At 48.0% G+C, this 15,968-nt stretch carries 15 protein-coding genes; 13 read left to right on the top strand and 2 right to left on the bottom strand.

The window, feature by feature from the left end:
- Positions 1-131: 131 nt before the first annotated feature.
- From DESRU_RS10900 to gap, 3 genes are all read left to right on the top strand, one after another.
- A complete protein-coding gene (locus DESRU_RS10900) occupies positions 132-626 on the top strand; it encodes an HD domain-containing protein (protein ID WP_013842161.1) in 495 nt (164 codons plus the stop codon).
- Positions 627-882: 256 nt separating this feature from the next.
- Positions 883-1,464, top strand: coding sequence for a glycerol-3-phosphate responsive antiterminator (locus DESRU_RS10890; RefSeq protein WP_013842160.1), 582 nt, complete (start codon positions 883-885; stop codon positions 1,462-1,464).
- Positions 1,465-1,702: 238 nt separating this feature from the next.
- Positions 1,703-2,728, top strand: coding sequence for a type I glyceraldehyde-3-phosphate dehydrogenase (gene gap / locus DESRU_RS10885; RefSeq protein ID WP_013842159.1), 1,026 nt, complete (start codon positions 1,703-1,705; stop codon positions 2,726-2,728).
- A 164-nt stretch (positions 2,729-2,892) separates the two neighbouring features.
- Here gap and DESRU_RS10880 read toward each other — a convergent pair whose 3' ends face one another.
- Positions 2,893-3,453: a DsbA family oxidoreductase gene (locus tag DESRU_RS10880; RefSeq protein WP_081462007.1), complete on the bottom strand. Its 561-nt coding sequence runs from the start codon at positions 3,451-3,453 to the stop codon at positions 2,893-2,895.
- Between the two features lie 305 nt (positions 3,454-3,758).
- On the opposite strand from DESRU_RS10880, the gene DESRU_RS21640 reads away from it, so the two are divergent.
- The 3 genes from DESRU_RS21640 (at position 3,759) to DESRU_RS10870 (ending at position 6,319) form a co-directional block, all read left to right on the top strand.
- Positions 3,759-4,433 (top strand): IS110 family transposase, encoded by a 675-nt coding sequence (locus tag DESRU_RS21640; RefSeq protein ID WP_337998876.1) that lies wholly within the window; start codon positions 3,759-3,761, stop codon positions 4,431-4,433.
- A 124-nt stretch (positions 4,434-4,557) separates the two neighbouring features.
- Positions 4,558-4,950, top strand: a complete 393-nt coding sequence (locus DESRU_RS21635) for a transposase (RefSeq protein ID WP_337998875.1) — start codon at positions 4,558-4,560, stop codon at positions 4,948-4,950.
- Between the two features lie 304 nt (positions 4,951-5,254).
- A complete protein-coding gene (locus DESRU_RS10870; protein ID WP_013842157.1) occupies positions 5,255-6,319 on the top strand; it encodes a copper amine oxidase N-terminal domain-containing protein in 1,065 nt (354 codons plus the stop codon).
- 88 nt (positions 6,320-6,407) lie between these two features.
- Here the strand turns inward: DESRU_RS10870 and rsgA are convergent, their stop codons facing one another.
- Positions 6,408-7,466, bottom strand: coding sequence for a ribosome small subunit-dependent GTPase A (rsgA, locus tag DESRU_RS10865; protein ID WP_013842156.1), 1,059 nt, complete (start codon positions 7,464-7,466; stop codon positions 6,408-6,410).
- 276 nt (positions 7,467-7,742) lie between these two features.
- Between rsgA and DESRU_RS10860 the strand changes: the two genes are divergently transcribed.
- From DESRU_RS10860 to DESRU_RS10830, 7 genes are all read left to right on the top strand, one after another.
- Positions 7,743-8,426, top strand: a complete 684-nt coding sequence (locus DESRU_RS10860) for a GntR family transcriptional regulator (protein WP_013842155.1) — start codon at positions 7,743-7,745, stop codon at positions 8,424-8,426.
- 4 nt (positions 8,427-8,430) lie between these two features.
- Positions 8,431-10,800 carry a glycyl radical protein gene (locus DESRU_RS10855; RefSeq protein ID WP_013842154.1) on the top strand — a complete coding sequence of 790 codons (2,370 nt, stop codon included), beginning with the start codon at positions 8,431-8,433 and terminating at the stop codon, positions 10,798-10,800.
- Between the two features lie 11 nt (positions 10,801-10,811).
- On the top strand, positions 10,812-11,720 hold the full coding sequence (locus tag DESRU_RS10850; protein WP_013842153.1) for a glycyl-radical enzyme activating protein: 909 nt from the start codon (positions 10,812-10,814) through the stop codon (positions 11,718-11,720).
- Positions 11,721-11,747: 27 nt separating this feature from the next.
- Positions 11,748-12,695, top strand: a complete 948-nt coding sequence (locus DESRU_RS10845; protein ID WP_013842152.1) for a 3-hydroxyacyl-CoA dehydrogenase family protein — start codon at positions 11,748-11,750, stop codon at positions 12,693-12,695.
- A gap of 127 nt (positions 12,696-12,822) precedes the next feature.
- Positions 12,823-13,260, top strand: coding sequence for a Spy/CpxP family protein refolding chaperone (locus DESRU_RS10840; RefSeq protein ID WP_013842151.1), 438 nt, complete (start codon positions 12,823-12,825; stop codon positions 13,258-13,260).
- 135 nt (positions 13,261-13,395) lie between these two features.
- Complete coding sequence (locus DESRU_RS10835) at positions 13,396-14,295, top strand: SDR family oxidoreductase (protein ID WP_013842150.1); 900 nt, start codon at positions 13,396-13,398, stop codon at positions 14,293-14,295.
- A gap of 281 nt (positions 14,296-14,576) precedes the next feature.
- Positions 14,577-15,968, top strand: a complete 1,392-nt coding sequence (locus tag DESRU_RS10830; RefSeq protein ID WP_013842149.1) for an FAD-binding oxidoreductase — start codon at positions 14,577-14,579, stop codon at positions 15,966-15,968.

Below are 15,968 nucleotides of genomic sequence, written 5' to 3'. Positions count from 1 at the left end.
TGATCAACCCTTTAAGAAGCAACGCAGTTCCTATTCATGAAAGAAAGTATCTTATGATATGATAAGAATGGTGAAGAAAAGGGTTTATTGATATTTCTGGTCCAGAATAAAAAAGTATTGAGGTGTTGTCTGTGGTAATGATGGCAAGTAGTATGATGAAAAAAATGATCGCCTATTTTGGGGCCGATGTAAAACGGATCAACCATGCCCTTAAGGTGTATGCGCTGGCCAAAAGCATTGGTGAGTTAGAGGGGCTTACCGGAGAAAAACTTGAAATCTTAGACGCAGCTTCTATTTTACATGATATCGGGATTAAAGAGAGTGAAAGAAAATATTCATCAACAGCCGGAAAGTATCAACAGTTCGAAGGCCCCCCCATCGCCCGGGAGTTTCTGCAGGAGTTCAATTTGAGTCAAAGTTTTGTTGAGCGGGTTTGCTATTTGATTGGGAATCATCATACCTATACCAAAATTGATGATCTGGATTTTCAGATTTTGGTGGAGGCAGATTTTCTGGTCAATATCTTTGAAGGGGACCTGGGGCAGGAACAAGTAGAAATCATTAAAGAAAAATATTTTAAAACCAAAACCGGCCGGAGTTATCTGGAAAGCATGTATCTTTCATAACTCCGGCAGCCCCAATATCATTCTTTCACTGTCATCAGCGGGGAAAAAGACTTTGGGATAAATCGTTAAAGCATAGGTTAAAGATAAAAAATTAACCGGGGAAATTTGGAGCTGGCTGGCTGGTAGTAGTGAATTTATTGCTACCGCCGGTCTGTTTTTTTCAAGCAATCCCAAACTTTCTTTAAAGGAAAATCCCCGCCAACGCAGAAGATCATCAAGGTGGCCAAAGTGGTAGGTGTTTCTATGGAGGCGGGTTATGGAAGAACTTTTATTTAGCAAAAAAATTGTTGCCTGTATTCGTAAACTGAAGGATTTGCCTGAAGCCTTGGCGCATAAAAATATTGATGCAATTATTGCCCTAAACGGGGATATCAACTATTTACCCAGTTTAATTAAGAGATCCCGGGAAGCCGGCAAATTACTGCTAGTGCACATCGATCTCTTTGAAGGGGTGGGCAAAGATCGCCCGGGGCTTCATTTTCTAACCAGGCTCGGCTTAAGAGGAATTGTGACAACAAAGTCTCATCTTATTAAAATCGGTAAGGAAGAAGGCTTGTTGACAGTACAGCGGATATTTGTGGTGGACTCGGAATCCTTAAAGACAGCCATTAAAGTAGCCCGTCAAGTACAGCCCCATGCCATTGAAGTTTTACCTTCCAGCGTGCCTGGGTATGTCATTAGTGAGCTGCAGGAGTCTTTAGCCATTCCCATCCTGGCCGGCGGTTTGGTAAAAACCGAGGAAGATGTCCATGAAGCATTGGATAAAGGGATTAGCGCCATTAGCACAAGTCTTAGGGATTTGTGGAATTTAAACTTATTAGGGAACTGTAAAGATTGAGTTTCATATTTTCTATAAAGCAGGAAGTACTTCCTCAGTAAGCCTAACAAAGGTCTGTACCATTTATCGGGGTTTTTTGCAAAATAGTTTTATTATGATAAGGAAAGCATGGTATAATGTTCTAGAAGAACAGAATAAATGCCCAGGAGTATTGGAGCGGGTCAGTTGGTAGTTACATTAACTACCTCTGGCCCGTTTTTGTTTTTTCCAAAAGATAAAATAATAGGAGGAATGTCATATGACCACCAAGATTGCCATTAATGGGTTTGGACGTATCGGCCGAAATGTATTCCGGGCCATGGTAAAGAGAGGTTTTTTAAATCAGGGTTCAGCCATCGAAATTGTAGCGGTTAACGACCTAACCAATCCGGAAACACTGGCACACCTGCTGCAATATGATTCGGTGCACGGCGAGCTGGAAGCAGAGGTTGCCTGCACGGAAACCACCATTCGGGTGAACGAGACTGACATTCACGTCTATGCGGAAAAGGACCCTTCAAAGCTGCCCTGGGCCGATCTGGGCGTAGAGATTGTAATCGAATCCACCGGTTTCTTTACCAAGGGCCCTCAGGCAGGCAAGCACATTGAAGCAGGGGCTAAAAAAGTAATTATTTCCGCTCCGGCCAGTGAAGTGGATGCAACCATTGTTATGGGGGTTAACCATCCTATCTATGATCCGGCGTGCCACCATATTATTTCCAATGCCTCTTGTACTACCAATTGTCTAGCTCCCCTGGCCAAAGTGCTGAATGAAAAATTTGGTATCGTCAAAGGTCTTATGACAACGGTGCATTCCTGTACCAACGATCAGCGAATTTTGGATTTGCCGCATAAAGATCTGCGTCGCGCCCGGGCTGCCGGACAATCCATCATTCCCACCACCACCGGTGCTGCTAAGGCAGTGGCGCTGGTTTTACCGGAACTAAAAGGAAAGCTGAACGGTTTTTCCATGCGGGTTCCCACTCCCAATGTATCGGTAATTGATCTGGTGGCTGAATTGGCCGTGCCGGCCACCGCCATGGAGGTAAATACTGCTTTGCAGCAAGCTTCCGAAGGTCCATTAAAAGGAATTCTGAGTTTCAATTCTCTGCCCTTGGTTTCCCGAGATTTTAACGGCAATCCCCATTCTTCCATTGTTGACGGTCTGTCTACCATGGTCATTGAAGGAAATATGGTCAAGGTGGTTTCCTGGTATGACAACGAGTGGGGCTATTCTAACCGCGTACTGGATTTGGCATTGATGCTGGCCGAAAAAGAATGCTAATGATTTTTCCCGACTCTTGATAAAAAATAGAAGGCTGTTGGATAGCCAACGCCTTCTAAAATAAGAATGGAACACGGATATAAAACAAAGATTAAAAACCCCGTGTAAATCCGTATCATCCGTGTTCTATGGTTTTTGGCCCATAAAACATTTAGAGTTTTTATTTAGCCTTTACCATTCGCTAGAAGGGAGTCCAATGCTTTTTTAAAGGTATCATAGGGTTGTGCGCCGACGATTTTTTTCTGCTCGTTTATAATCATGGTTGGTAATCCGGTTACCTGCCAAGGAACGCCGGACTGCCGGTTCTGTTCCAGACGATGCAAATATTTGGGCTCCCTGAGAGCTGCTTCTGTTTCTGTGAGGTTCATTCCCAGAAGGGCAGCAATATCAAGAAGTACGTCCTTCGATCCAATATTCTTCCCTTCTGCAAAATAAGCCTTAAAAACGGCCTGATGGAATTCATTAAAAATCCCTTGATCCTTGGCATATTCCGTAAGCATCAGGGCCAATCGCGTATTAGGAAGAAAAGTGACGGGACCGAAAGAAAGATCATACTGGGCACCCAGTCTGTTAAATTGCTGGCAGGCGGCTTCCGCATCAAAATCGGGGATCAGCCGGTCCAGGCGTTCCCCCTCCGGAGGCCTTTCAGGCCGTAGTTCATAACCGGCCCAGCGGAGGGTAAGGGAATATTCTTTAGACAATTTTTCGACAATACCTTTGCCGATATAGCAAAAGGGTCAGGCATAATCTGAAAAGAGGGTCAGTTTAATCGAAGTCATGTTATCACCTTGTATAATGGAGTCCGGAAAGGGCTCCATTACCTTTCTCCCGATTATGGGTTAAAATGTTGTCTGCGCTGTGGATTGGTTTGATCACCTACAGCGGTACGGCCGACTGGTTATACCTTAGAGGCTACAACCACAGCTTCATGCTCATTTGTTTATCGGTTGGATAGCGCATTGGACGCTTCATATCGGACAAGGATACATTCAGCATGAAGTGCGTGGACACACAGCGCCAAAATCAATCAATGGGAGATGATTCTTTGATCTACGTGGGTATCGATGTAGCGTCCCGGAAACACGACTGCTGCATCCTGAATCGCGATGGCTCCGCCCTCTTTGAAAACTTCACCTTTACCAATGACCGCAACGGTTTTGAGACGCTGATAAGCAACATCGTTTCCTTAAAATCGGCTTCCGGATCTCTAAACGTAAAAATAGGGCTGGAATCCACCGGCCATTTCAGCACGAATCTCACAAACTTTCTCATTGGACAGGGGTTTGAAGTCACTACCTTCAATCCCCTCCATGTCAATCTATACCGTAAGGCACAGACTCTGAGAAAAACCAAGACCGACAAGTCGGATGCAAGATTCCTGGCTGCCATGCTCTTCTCCGATGACACCAAGCCCTATTCTCCCGCATCATATCATATCTCCGAGCTGAAAGCACTAACCCGGCACCGGTTTCGTCTGCTTTCTATACGCTCTAAACTGAAAACGTCCTATAACCGGCAGCTTACGATCCTCTTTCCGGCTTCATACGGCCGTCTGGTCCATCCATCAGAATTCTTGTCTTGCCCTCCTCAGCCAGTTCCCCTCCGCTCAGGCCATCGCCCAATGTCATTTGACTCGCCTTACGAGCCTCCTTGCAGAAGCCTCACAAGGAAGGTATGGCAGAGAGAAGGCGATCCAGATTCGTGAGCTTGCCAAGGTTTCTATCGGTTCCTGCTCTCCTGCGCTCAGCTTCGAGCTGGTCCAGACGATTCAAACCGTCCGTTTTCTCCAGACTCAGATCTCTGCCATCGATGCCCGTATCAGGGAGGTTATGGTGGCGCTTGATTCTCCCATTCTCACGGTACCGGGCATATCTTATACCCTTGGAGCCATCATCCTGGCCGAGGTCGGCGACATTACTCGCTTTGCCACTCCGGCTAAGCTCCTTGCTTTTGCCGGTCTGGACCCTTCTACTTATCAGTCCGGTAAGTTCTCCGCCAATTCCACTCCGATGGTCAAGCGCGGTTCCTCTTATCTCCGCTGGGCTTTAATAAACGCCGCTAGACTTATTGCCATGCGCGACCCCACCTTCAAGTCTTATATGGCGAAGAAAAAATCCGAGGGTAAGCATCAATTTGTCGCTTTGAGCCATGTCGGCAAAAAACTTGTTCGTGTGATCTTCAGTCTGCTTAAAAACAACTCCATTTTTATCCCTCAGGCCTAACCATTCCTTTCTCTTTTTGCTGCCGGATATCCCGACAGTTTGCTTAAGCATGCCTTTTTTCGCTACTACTTTTTTACTTCCTTCTCTTATTTTTCTCTTGACTTCATATAGTTGGTCTCATCTTTCTTTATATTTAGATTGTTCCATTGTCAGAGGAAAAATCCTTTTTAACATGAACCGTTAAATATTATAAATAAAATACCGATGGGTGGCATAATACCAAATCCCCTAATAGGAAAATTTTACACGGAAAGAGAATTCTATGAAAGAGAATCCTGTGTAAAAATTTTAGGGAGGTATTTTTTTGAAACGGTTCGCGGGAATCATTTTTTTAGTCATGTTTTTTAATGTTTGGCCAGGGGTTTCCTTTGCCGACACACCGGTTACTTCCACCCCCTTTGCCAATGCCTACAAGGACCGGCAGATTGTAGAGGAGGCCATGACCTGGGGCGTACCAACCGAGGAAATTACCCGGTTCCTGCAGGATCCCAAGCAATCCCTGGACATCAAGGCTGCCGTGATCAACGCCATGTATCAGCAGCAGACCTGGGAAGTCCGGAACCATGCGGAGCTTTACGCAGAGCAACGGTACGACAAACCAGTTGCCGATCTGGATCTGAAGGATCTAAACGGGGACGAGTTGTTCTGCCTTGGATATCTGATTCTGCTGGATGATTATTTGACACCGCAAAAGGCCATTCCCTATCTAGAAGAAGCAAAAATAAAAAATCCCCAGAGCTTTACGGTTTCCATGATCCTGGCCTTGGCTAAGGCTCAGAGTTCCATGCGTACAAACGACGGAAACAATCTTTGGGATCTGACAGAACCGGTCTTTACCGATTCATTCCTCACTCAGGATATGAAAAAAGAAGCGGTGCAGATTATTAAAGATTATATGATCCTTTATAAAGTGGATTCCGCCGGCCCTGCGGAAGAAGCGGTACCGGATAAGGTGGAAAAACCCGTTGCCACCAGCGCCGGTGAGTTGGCCATTAACGTGTATATGAACGGAAGCAGGATTATTTACGATGAACCGCCCCTTTATGACCCCCAAACCAACCGGACCCTGGTGCCGTTCCGCAAAACCTTTGAGGCCCTGGGAGCAGAAGTTTGGCTGGACGAGGCCGGCAGTTCGGTATTTGGAAAGAGGGATGAAGTCGTCATCCAACTGCCCGTTGGCCAGGCTAAGGCCTTGGTTAATGAACAGGAAATAACCCTGGATGTGCCGACGAAGATCATAAACAATCGAACCATGGTGCCCTTGCGCTTTGTCGGCCAGGCCTTTGGTTACGAGGTAACGGCCCAGGGAGAGCCAGCCAAACTGGATGTTTTTATTAAGACCGTGAATCCAACCATTTGCAGTCAGTAAACAAAAAGGTTTTGTAAACCATTTTCATCAGAAGCGGCCCTATAGCAAAAGACGAAAGAACCCTCCGGTAAACCGGAGGGTTCCCCTGTTAGCGGGGTTTATAGTGTTTCATTTCTTTGTGGATTTTTTTCCAGCGTGCTTTATCCGCCAAAAGTTCCTGTTGATTCTCTTTGCGGGAAAGATAAGCCAGTTCCTTTTGCAGTTTAAGATAATGGTTAAACCGGGCGGGATCCAGCTTTCCCTCCGCCAGGGCCCTTTTGACGGCGCAACCGGGTTCACTGGTATGCCGGCAGTCGGTAAACCGGCACTGGCCGGCGTAAAATTCCACATCCTCAAAGGTCTCATGAAACCCTTCATGAGAATCCCAGAGTTGTAATTCACGCAGGCCCGGGGTGTCCACCACAAGGCCGCCCCGGGGCAGCAGGAACAGCTCCCTGGAGGTGGTGGTGTGCTTGCCCCGGTCGTCCCCCTGCCGGATATCCCGGGTTCTTTGGGCCGGTTTCCCCATCAGGCGGTTAATTAATGTGGACTTTCCGGCCCCGGAGGAGCCCAGCAGGGCAACCGTCCGACCCTCTCCTAGATGGAATTCCAGGGACTCAATACCCTGGCCGGTAATGCTGCTGATAACATAAACCGGTACGCCCAAAGCAATGGCTTCCGCATTCTGCACCTTATTTGGGATATCCTGGCACAGATCGGCCTTGCTTAAAACAATGACCGGGTTCGCTCCGCTCTCCCAGGCCAGGGTAAGATAGCGTTCGATGCGGCGCAGATTAAAATCCTTATTTAGCGCTGTTACCAGGAAGACCGTGTCCACATTGGCGGCGATAATTTGTTCTTCCGTAGCTTTTCCCGCCACCTTGCGGGAAAATTTACTTTTCCGGGGCAGAACTGCATGGATTACAGGGCTTGCTTCATCCTCATCACGGAGAACAACCCAGTCACCCACCGCTGGAAAGTGATCCCGGACCGCTGCCTGATAACGCATTTTGCCGGAAATACCGGCCAGAAAATCCCCTTTTTCCGTGTATACCCGGTAAATCCCTTTGTATTCAGCGGCAATTCGCCCGGCCTTAAAACCTGGCTGTTGATAGTTCCTAAAATGCTCTTCCCAAAAATCGTTCCAACCTAAAGAAATTAAATTCATTGAGAATCCTCCTGAACCAAAATAGGCCGCAGAAGAATCTCATAAGCTACTGTCGGTCAGTATGAATGAGAACCCTGCGACACTTAAGCTGACAAATGGATTACCACCGACTCCGCTTGAACAAACATAAACCACACTCCTTAATTAAAATTACATCCATTATAGGATGAAAGGGCGGAATTGACAACTATGGCGGGGCCTCCTCATATCTAATAAAAAACTGTATACTTTCGAAAATAGAATGTTTATCAGACAAAAATATTTTATACTAGCTATATGAACAATCATCATTCAAAAATTCAAATTAAAATATCCCATCGTACCATGCCGGAGATCATCGCTAATCTTCTTCGGGATGCAATTTTATCCGGCGAGATAAAAGGAGGAACCCCATTAAGACAGGAGGAATTGGCGGCTCGCTTCGGCGTAAGCATGAGCCCCCTGCGGGAGGCCTTAAAGAGCCTGGAAGGGGAGGGGTTGGTAAAATTTTATCCCAACCGCGGGGCGGTGGTCAGCGAACTGTCTGCGGCGGAGGCCCGGGAAATCTTTGACATACGGTTGTTTCTGGAACTGGGAGCCTTGGAGCTGGCCCTTCCGAATCTGACCGGGGAGAACTTGGAACGAGCCCGGCAAATCCTGGACCAGACAGATGTGGAAACCTGCTGCGCCCGTTGGGGAGAGATGAACTGGCGCTTTCACGAAACGATTTATTTGCCCGCGGAAAGGCCAAGATTGCTTGCTTTAATTCAGACATTGCATAACAACGCGGAACGATACATGCGCTTATATTTATCGGCCATGAATTACCAGGCAAAATCCCAGGCGGAACACAGGGAATTATTGCAGGCCTGTGTGCAAAAGAACGTCCAGGCGGCCCAGAGGGTGCTGCGTAAACATATGGAAGATGCCAGCGCTGTTCTGGTTGACTACTTAAAAGATAAAGAACGGATAGGGGGTTAAAGACATGTCCACCCAGCGGGTGCAAGATTTAAAAAAACTATATCTGCAAACCAAGCCGCGCATTAGCATTAAAAGAGCCCTGGCCTTTACGGAATCCCATAAAAACACCGAAGGCCAATCCATGATTCTGCAGCGGGCGGAAGCCTTTAAGCATGTATGCAGCACACTGCCGGTAACCATTTTTGACAATGAGTTGATTGTGGGATGTATTGGTGAATTTAAGAAGACCGGCCTGGTTTGTCCCGAGTATTCCTGGAAATGGGTGGAGCAGGAAATGGATTCCTTTGCCAACAGAATCCAGGACCCTTATATCATTGATGAAGAGACAAAAATTATTCTTCGTAAAGGAGTTTTTCCTTACTGGAAGGGCAAATCCCTGGAAGAAGCTTTTTTGGCCAGGATTCATAAAGACACGGCGAAATTGCTGATTGACACCGGAATTGTGGACAATGATTCCAAATGGCGGAATGCCGTGGGGGAAATCACGCCCGATTATCAGGATGTGATATTTAAAAAAGGTTTTGCCGGCCTTAAGGAGCAAGCTTTGACCTTGCTGGAGAATTTGCAGCCGGTAACAGCAGAAGCCTTGGAAAAGATCGACTTTTATCGGGCGGCCCTATTGGTTTGTGAAGGAATTGTGACCCTGGCCCACCGTTATGCGGAGAAGGCCCGGCAATTGGCGGAAACCGAAGGGGACGCGGTCAGAAGACAGGAACTGCTGGAGATTGCCAGGATCTGCCGGAAGGTGCCGCAGCATCCGCCGGAAACTTTTCATGAAGCCATTCAGACCGTCTGGTTTACTCAGCTTGGTTCCATCCTGTCCGAGAATTCACTGGCTTTAAACCTGGGAAGATTCGATCAGTATATGTATCCCTATTATGAGCAGGACATAAGCAAAGGAACCCTCACCGATGAAAAGGCCCTGGAATTCATCGAGTGCCTTTGGCTTAAACTTTCCGAATGGGTATGGGTTATTTCAAGCAACACCGCTAAGTTCTTTGCAGGCTATAACGCTTTTCAGAACCTGACGCTGGGCGGAAGAAAAAGAGACGGGCGGGACGCCACCAACCAATTATCCTATCTGTGCCTTAAAGCCACCGAGAATGTAAGAACGCACCAGCCGGGGCTCAGTGTGCGCATTCATCCCGACAGTCCCGAGGAATTTTTGCTGGCTGTATGCCGGCTTATCCGTACCGGAACCGGTTTTCCGGCAGTCCATAATGACCGGGTTGGCTCAGAGATGCTGCTGGCCGTGGGATTATCCCCGGAGGATGCCAGAGACTGGAGTAATTGCGGCTGCGTGGTGCCGCATTTCAGAAAGAATGGTGAGTGGACTTCCGCCGTCAACATTAACCTGGCTTCAGCCGTGGAATATGCGCTGAACAAAGGAAGAAGCCGCATGACCGGAATGGAGATGGGTCTTGAGGAAAAGGAGCCTGCGGAATTTACAACCTATGAAGAAGTGGAGGAAGCCTTCTTCAGACAACTGGCTCATTTAATTAAACATGCGGTCATTGGAACGGTGACGGCTCAGCAGATCCACTGGGAAATGGTGCCTCGACCTTATTTATCCATGCTGGTGGATGGGTGCATGGAGAAAGGAAAAGACTTAAGCAGAGGCGGCGCCAAATACAATGTGGGACCGGTTCTCACGGGAATTGGCGTGGCCGATGCGGCCAATTCCCTGGCGGTGATTAAAAAACTGGTCTTTGAAGAAAAGAGATATTCCCTTCAGGAGCTTGGCGCGGCCCTGGAGGCCAACTGGGAAGGGCATGAAGAGATGAGACGGAGGGTTATGGAATGTCCCAAGTATGGCAACGATGACGATTACGTGGATGCCATTGCCCTGGAGATTACCGATTTTTATCACCGGGAGGTTCGTTCCTATGGGGATTATTTTGGCGTTCCCTTTAATTCAGCCTTCATGGGGATTTCTAATTATATTCCGGCAGGCAGTGTGATTGGAGCCACGCCCGACGGCAGGAAAGCCGGCAGCCCGTTGACCGAGGGCGTCTCTCCCCATGCCGGGACCGATAGGACCAGCCCCACCGCGGCCATGCGTTCGGCGGCCAAAATTAATCATAACGCCCATTCCGGCGGAACCTTATTAAATCTGAAGTTCACTCCGGAAATGCTGCAATCGGAAAGAGATTTAAAAAATCTGGCGTCCCTGATCCGGGGCTATTTTGCCCTGGGGGCCTTTCACGTCCAGTTTAATGTTATATCAACCGAAACCCTGAGAAAAGCCCAGGAACAACCGGAGGATTACAAAGACTTGCTGGTCCGGGTAGCAGGCTACAGCACTCAATTTGTCAACCTGTCCCGGGAAGCTCAGGAGGCCATTATTGCCAGAACCACCTATGAAACCCTTTAGAGGCGGCGAAAATGGAAGCAACCGGTCAAATCTTTCAAATACAGCGATGGTCGGTCCATGACGGGCCCGGCCTTAGAACCACAATTTTTTTCAAGGGCTGCCCCTTACGATGCCGCTGGTGCGCCAATCCGGAATCCTGGAATAGCAACCCGGAGATCTTGTTTTTCAGAGACCGCTGCACTGGCTGCGGCCAATGTACGTCCACATGTGCGGCCAAGGCGCTGGTCATGGAGAACGGACATCCCCTTCTGGACAAGGAAAAATGCCGGGTTTGCAATCAATGCTGTGAAATCTGTCCTACCGGCGCCAGAAAGAAAATGGGGTTCCGGATCCCCGTAGGGGAAGTGGTTAAAGCGGTCCAAAGGGATGCGGTTTTCTACCGGGAATCCGGGGGAGGAGTCACTTTTTCCGGAGGAGAGCCCTTTGCTCAAGGGGTGTTTCTGAGGTCCCTGGCGGCGGCCTGTAAAAAACTGAACATCGATACGGCGGTTGAGACCAGCGGTTATTTTTCCTGGGAATCATCCAGAGATATTCTGGAGCTGCTGGACCATGTGCTGGTGGATATAAAGCATATGGATCCCCAAACCCATAGGCAATTGACCGGAGTCAGCAACCGCCAGATTTTAGATAACATCATTGCCATGTCCCGTATACACCCTCATGTGCTGGTGCGGGTTCCGTTAATTAGCGGGATCAACGATCAGGAGGAGAATTTGCGGGAAATGTGCCGGTTTCTGGTAGAAAATACAAGCATTACGGGTGTTGAACTGCTTCCCTACCACCATTTGGGGGTTGCCAAATTCAGGGCCCTGGGCTTTACTGGAGCACCGGTTTATAAGACACCCGGGGAAGAAAAGCAGGTGGCTTTAAAGGGGCTGATTGCTTCTTACGGCCTTGAAAATATCGATTTTAAAGCATGATCATGCACATTGAAGGAGGTATGCTGGGTGAAAAAAATCGAGGAAATTAAAAATATTTGCACCCTGGGAACCGGCACCATGGGTTTTGGGATTGCCCTGGTCTTTGCGGCGGCCGGTTACCCGGTACGAATGTTTGGCCGTTCTGAAGCCAGTATCCAGAGGGGCTTGCAAAACATCAAGGAGGCTCTGGAAACCTTCCGGGAAAACGGCCTGGTTGATGCAGAGGATATTCCCCGGATCCTGGAACGGGTTAAGGGCGTCACCATCCTGGAAGAGGCTGTGAAAGACGTGGATTTTGTGATTGAAGCCATTGCCGAAAATCTTGCGGTGAAACAACAGGTTTTTGCACAAATCGAACAGCTTTGCTCACCGGAAACCATCTTGGCCACCAATACTTCCGGTCTCAGCCCCACCTCTATTGCCGGGGCCTTGGCCTATAAAGAGCGTTTTATTGCCGCTCACTTTTGGAATCCGGCCCAATTGATTCCGCTGGTGGAAGTGGTTCCCAGCAAGTACACCAGCCAGCCGGTGGTGGATGCCACCTGGCAGCTAATGGAGAAGATTGGTAAAAAACCGGTGGCCTTAAACCGGGAAGCCCTGGGCTTCATCGGCAACCGCCTGCAACTGGCTTTGCTTCGTGAAGCCCTGTATATTGTGGAATCTGGCATTGCCAGCAAGGAGGCGGTGGATACCACCGTGAAATATAGTTTGGGACGCCGTTTGGCAACCACCGGTCCCCTGGAAAGCGCCGATTTGGGCGGACTGGATATTTTCTATAACATTTCCACTTACCTGATCCAAGATCTCTGCCACAACCCGGGGGTTTCGCCCCTCTTAAAAGAAGCCATGGAAAAGGGAAAGCTGGGCGCCAAAACCGGCAGCGGTTTATACGATTGGACCCCGGAAAGCCTGATACAAATTAAAAAGACCCGTGAAAACAATCTGATGGAGTGGCTGCATAAAGATAAAGCCTAAAAAAGTTACAAAATTTTTTTGAATAAAATTAAATAAATCATTTTTAATGAATAAAATTCCTTATTGAAAGTCTTTAGAATGGGTACAATAAGAACGGAAAACAAAATAAATGATAAGGAGGTCGGATATGCAAAAAAAAGTAATCTATCTTTCGGTTGTGCTGCTGCTGATTTTTAGCATCGCTCAGATTGCCTCGGCAGCATCGCAGACGCAGCCCAGACATCCCGGAGATCATTTAAAATCTTTAAATCTCACCGATGAGCAGTACAGCAAATTGCGCGAAATGCAAAAAAAGAACTACCAGGAAACCCGGGAACTGAAGATCAATCTTCAGGATAAGTTTTTTGAATTAAAGCAGCTAAAGCTGCAGAAAAACCCGGATGAAGCCAAAGTTGAAGCGAAGCTGAAAGAAGTAAAGGAACTGAAAAACAAACTTTCGGAGATTCGCCAGAAAAACAAAGCCGAGTTTGAATCGATCCTGACAGAAGAACAAAAGAAAATGCTACCTGAGAAATCCGGCCCCAATGGGTTTGGACCAGGCTGCCACAAAGGATTCTGCCAGTAATGCTTTTTTTCCCGGTATAAAATAGGGCCGTACAATAATTGGAAGTTACCCTATTATTGTACGGCCTTATTTACATAAGAACCCATCTGTTGAATTGGCATAAAATGGTTTTAAAAACACGAAGGAGATGTAAAAATGATTCCCATGTATCCCTATGTAGGGAAAGAAACCAAATGTGAGGAAAAACCCATTACCTTTCCACCGCAACACCAGGCGCGTCAGCCGGGTTTGGAATATCTGATGAACCCTATCCCCATTTCCGAGAACCCTTCCTACCTAGGAAGCAGTAAATTAATGAATAAGGTAGCCATTATTACCGGTGGGGACAGTGGCATTGGGCGGGCTGTGGCCATCGCCTTTGCCAAGGAAGGCGCAGATGTGGTTATTGTTTATCTTAATGAACACCAGGACGCCGAAACCACCAAGGCCAGAATTGAACAACTGGGACGCCGGTGTTTAGCCCTGGCCGGGGATTTAAGGAATGAGGCCTTTTCCGCTCAGATTGTAAATCAGACCATGCAATGCTTTGGCCGTCTGGATATTGTAGTAAATAATGCGGCGGTGCAATTTCCTCAACAGAGTATCTTGAATATCTCCAGTGAACAACTGCATGACACCTTTCGGACCAATATTTATCCCTTGTTCTATTTAACCAAAGCTGCGTTGCCCTGCCTTAAAGCCGGCAGTTCCATCATCAGTACTGCTTCTGTAACCGCCTACGAAGGGAACAAACAGTTGATCGACTATTCCTCCACCAAAGGGGCCATTGTTTCCTTTACCCGTTCCTTGTCCCAATCTCTGGTTGAGCAGGGGATTCGAGTCAATGCGGTAGCCCCGGGTCCTATCTGGACACCCCTGATTCCGGCCAGCTTTTCTGCCGAACAGGTTAAAGTCTTTGGTACGGATACACCCATGAAAAGGGCCGGACAGCCCTTTGAATTAGCTCCTGCCTATGTCTATCTGGCTTCAGATGATGCAAGTTATGTAACAGGACAGGTGATCCATGTCAATGGCGGAGTGATGGTAAGTTCTTAGCTCTGAAGCCAAGTAGTTTTAAATGAATAAAACCAGTATTGAAAAATGTAAAATTTGTGCTATATTAACTAATTAAATAGTTTACGGTGAAATGGCAGCATGTTTTAAAGTAGCACTTGCACAATAAGGTTAATTTAATTTAAAAGTAGTATGGTAGAATGAAGGGGTTAAAGATATTGACATCCTCATTGGAGGGTGTTTTTTTGTGATTAAACTTGAGGTTTGTGCAGGCATAAAGAATTCGCTGCTTTATAAGAATAGCAACAAGGTGGTGTAGAAATTTGGATCCTGAGGTTCTATTGCGCCTTAAACAAATTGTGGGGGAAACCAAGGTTTTAACCAAGCGGGAGCATCTTTTTTCCTACAGTTATGATGCATCCCCCTTAAAACTGCAGATAAGCAATCTGCCGGGAGTGGTGGTATTGCCCCAAGATGCCCGCCAGGTCAGCGAAGTAATCAAGCTGGCCAATGAAAAAGGGATACCGGTCATTCCCCGGGGGGCCGGCTCCAATGTGAGCGGGGGCACCCTGCCGGTGGCAGACTGCATTATTCTCAGCCTGAACAACATGAACAGGATCATTGAAATTGACCCGGACAATATGCTGGCTGTGGTTGAGCCCGGCGTGATTAACGGTGATCTGCAGAGAGAGGCAGCAAAAAGGGGACTGTTTTATCCCCCGGACCCCCAGAGTGCGGAGTTTTCTACCCTGGGCGGCAATGTGGCTGAGAATGCCGGAGGACCCCGCTGCCTAAAATACGGGGTTACCAGGGACTATGTTTTGGGACTGGAGGTTGTACTCCCCAGCGGCGAGATCATTAGCACCGGTTCCAGAACTTTGAAGAACGTCACCGGCTACGATATAACCCGTTTATTTGTGGGTTCGGAAGGGACTCTCGGGGTGATTACCCGGATTATTCTAAAACTGGTGCCCCGGCCGGAGGCAACCAGGATCGGCCTGGCCGTATTTCAGACCATGGAAGCGGCGGCGGAGGCGGTGGCCAGGATCGGTTCCAGCGGCCTTGTACCCGCCATGATCGAGTTTCTGGACCAGGTTTATATCCGCAATATCGAAGAATACTCCCATATCGGTTTTCCCTTGGATGCCGGAGCGGTGCTGATTTTGGCGGTGGACGGGGACAAAGAAATCCTGGACAAACAAATGAACCGCATGGCCGAGGTTTGCCGGGATGCCGGGGCTGCGCAAATCCGTATTGCCCGGGATGATGCGGAAGCCGAAGAAATTATGAAGGCGCGGCGGGCCGCCTTTGCCAGCATGTCCAGGTTGAATCCCACCATTATTGGGGAAGACTTTACCGTCCCCCGTTCCAAAATTCCCGGCATGGTAGCTAAAATCCAGGAAATTGCCCGTAAGCAAAAAATCATTATTGCAACGGTGGGACATGCCGGGGATGGCAATCTGCACGCCACCTTCTCCTGTGATGAACGGGATGATCAAGAAATGAAACGGGTGGAAGCGGCCATCGACGACCTGGTGGAAGCCGCTCTCTCCTTTGACGGCGTGATTACCGGAGAGCATGGCATTGGACGGTTAAAAGCCAAATATATGAACCGGCAGTTCGGGGAAGGTCCGTTGCATTTGATGAAAACCATCAAACAGGCCATGGATCCCAACGGAATTATGAATCCGGGCGTTATGTTCGGGGAGTCATGA

Source organism: Desulforamulus ruminis DSM 2154 (genome assembly GCF_000215085.1).
GTDB classification, from domain to species: Bacteria; Bacillota; Desulfotomaculia; order Desulfotomaculales; family Desulfotomaculaceae; genus Desulfotomaculum; species Desulfotomaculum ruminis.
This window is presented reverse-complemented; position numbering and strand designations above follow the sequence as displayed.

Bases quoted from the DNA above. Each gene is read 5' to 3' on its own strand.
- DESRU_RS10890 (WP_013842160.1), top strand. From the start codon at position 883: ATGGAAGAACTTTTATTTAGCAAAAAAATTGTTGCCTGTATTCGTAAA.
- gap (WP_013842159.1), top strand. From the start codon at position 1,703: ATGACCACCAAGATTGCCATTAATGGGTTTGGACGTATCGGCCGAAAT.
- DESRU_RS21640 (WP_337998876.1), top strand. From the start codon at position 3,759: ATGGGAGATGATTCTTTGATCTACGTGGGTATCGATGTAGCGTCCCGG.
- DESRU_RS21635 (WP_337998875.1), top strand. From the start codon at position 4,558: ATGGTGGCGCTTGATTCTCCCATTCTCACGGTACCGGGCATATCTTAT.
- rsgA (WP_013842156.1), bottom strand. From the start codon at position 7,466: ATGAATTTAATTTCTTTAGGTTGGAACGATTTTTGGGAAGAGCATTTT.
- DESRU_RS10860 (WP_013842155.1), top strand. From the start codon at position 7,743: ATGAACAATCATCATTCAAAAATTCAAATTAAAATATCCCATCGTACC.
- DESRU_RS10855 (WP_013842154.1), top strand. From the start codon at position 8,431: ATGTCCACCCAGCGGGTGCAAGATTTAAAAAAACTATATCTGCAAACC.
- DESRU_RS10850 (WP_013842153.1), top strand. From the start codon at position 10,812: ATGGAAGCAACCGGTCAAATCTTTCAAATACAGCGATGGTCGGTCCAT.
- DESRU_RS10840 (WP_013842151.1), top strand. From the start codon at position 12,823: ATGCAAAAAAAAGTAATCTATCTTTCGGTTGTGCTGCTGCTGATTTTT.
- DESRU_RS10835 (WP_013842150.1), top strand. From the start codon at position 13,396: ATGATTCCCATGTATCCCTATGTAGGGAAAGAAACCAAATGTGAGGAA.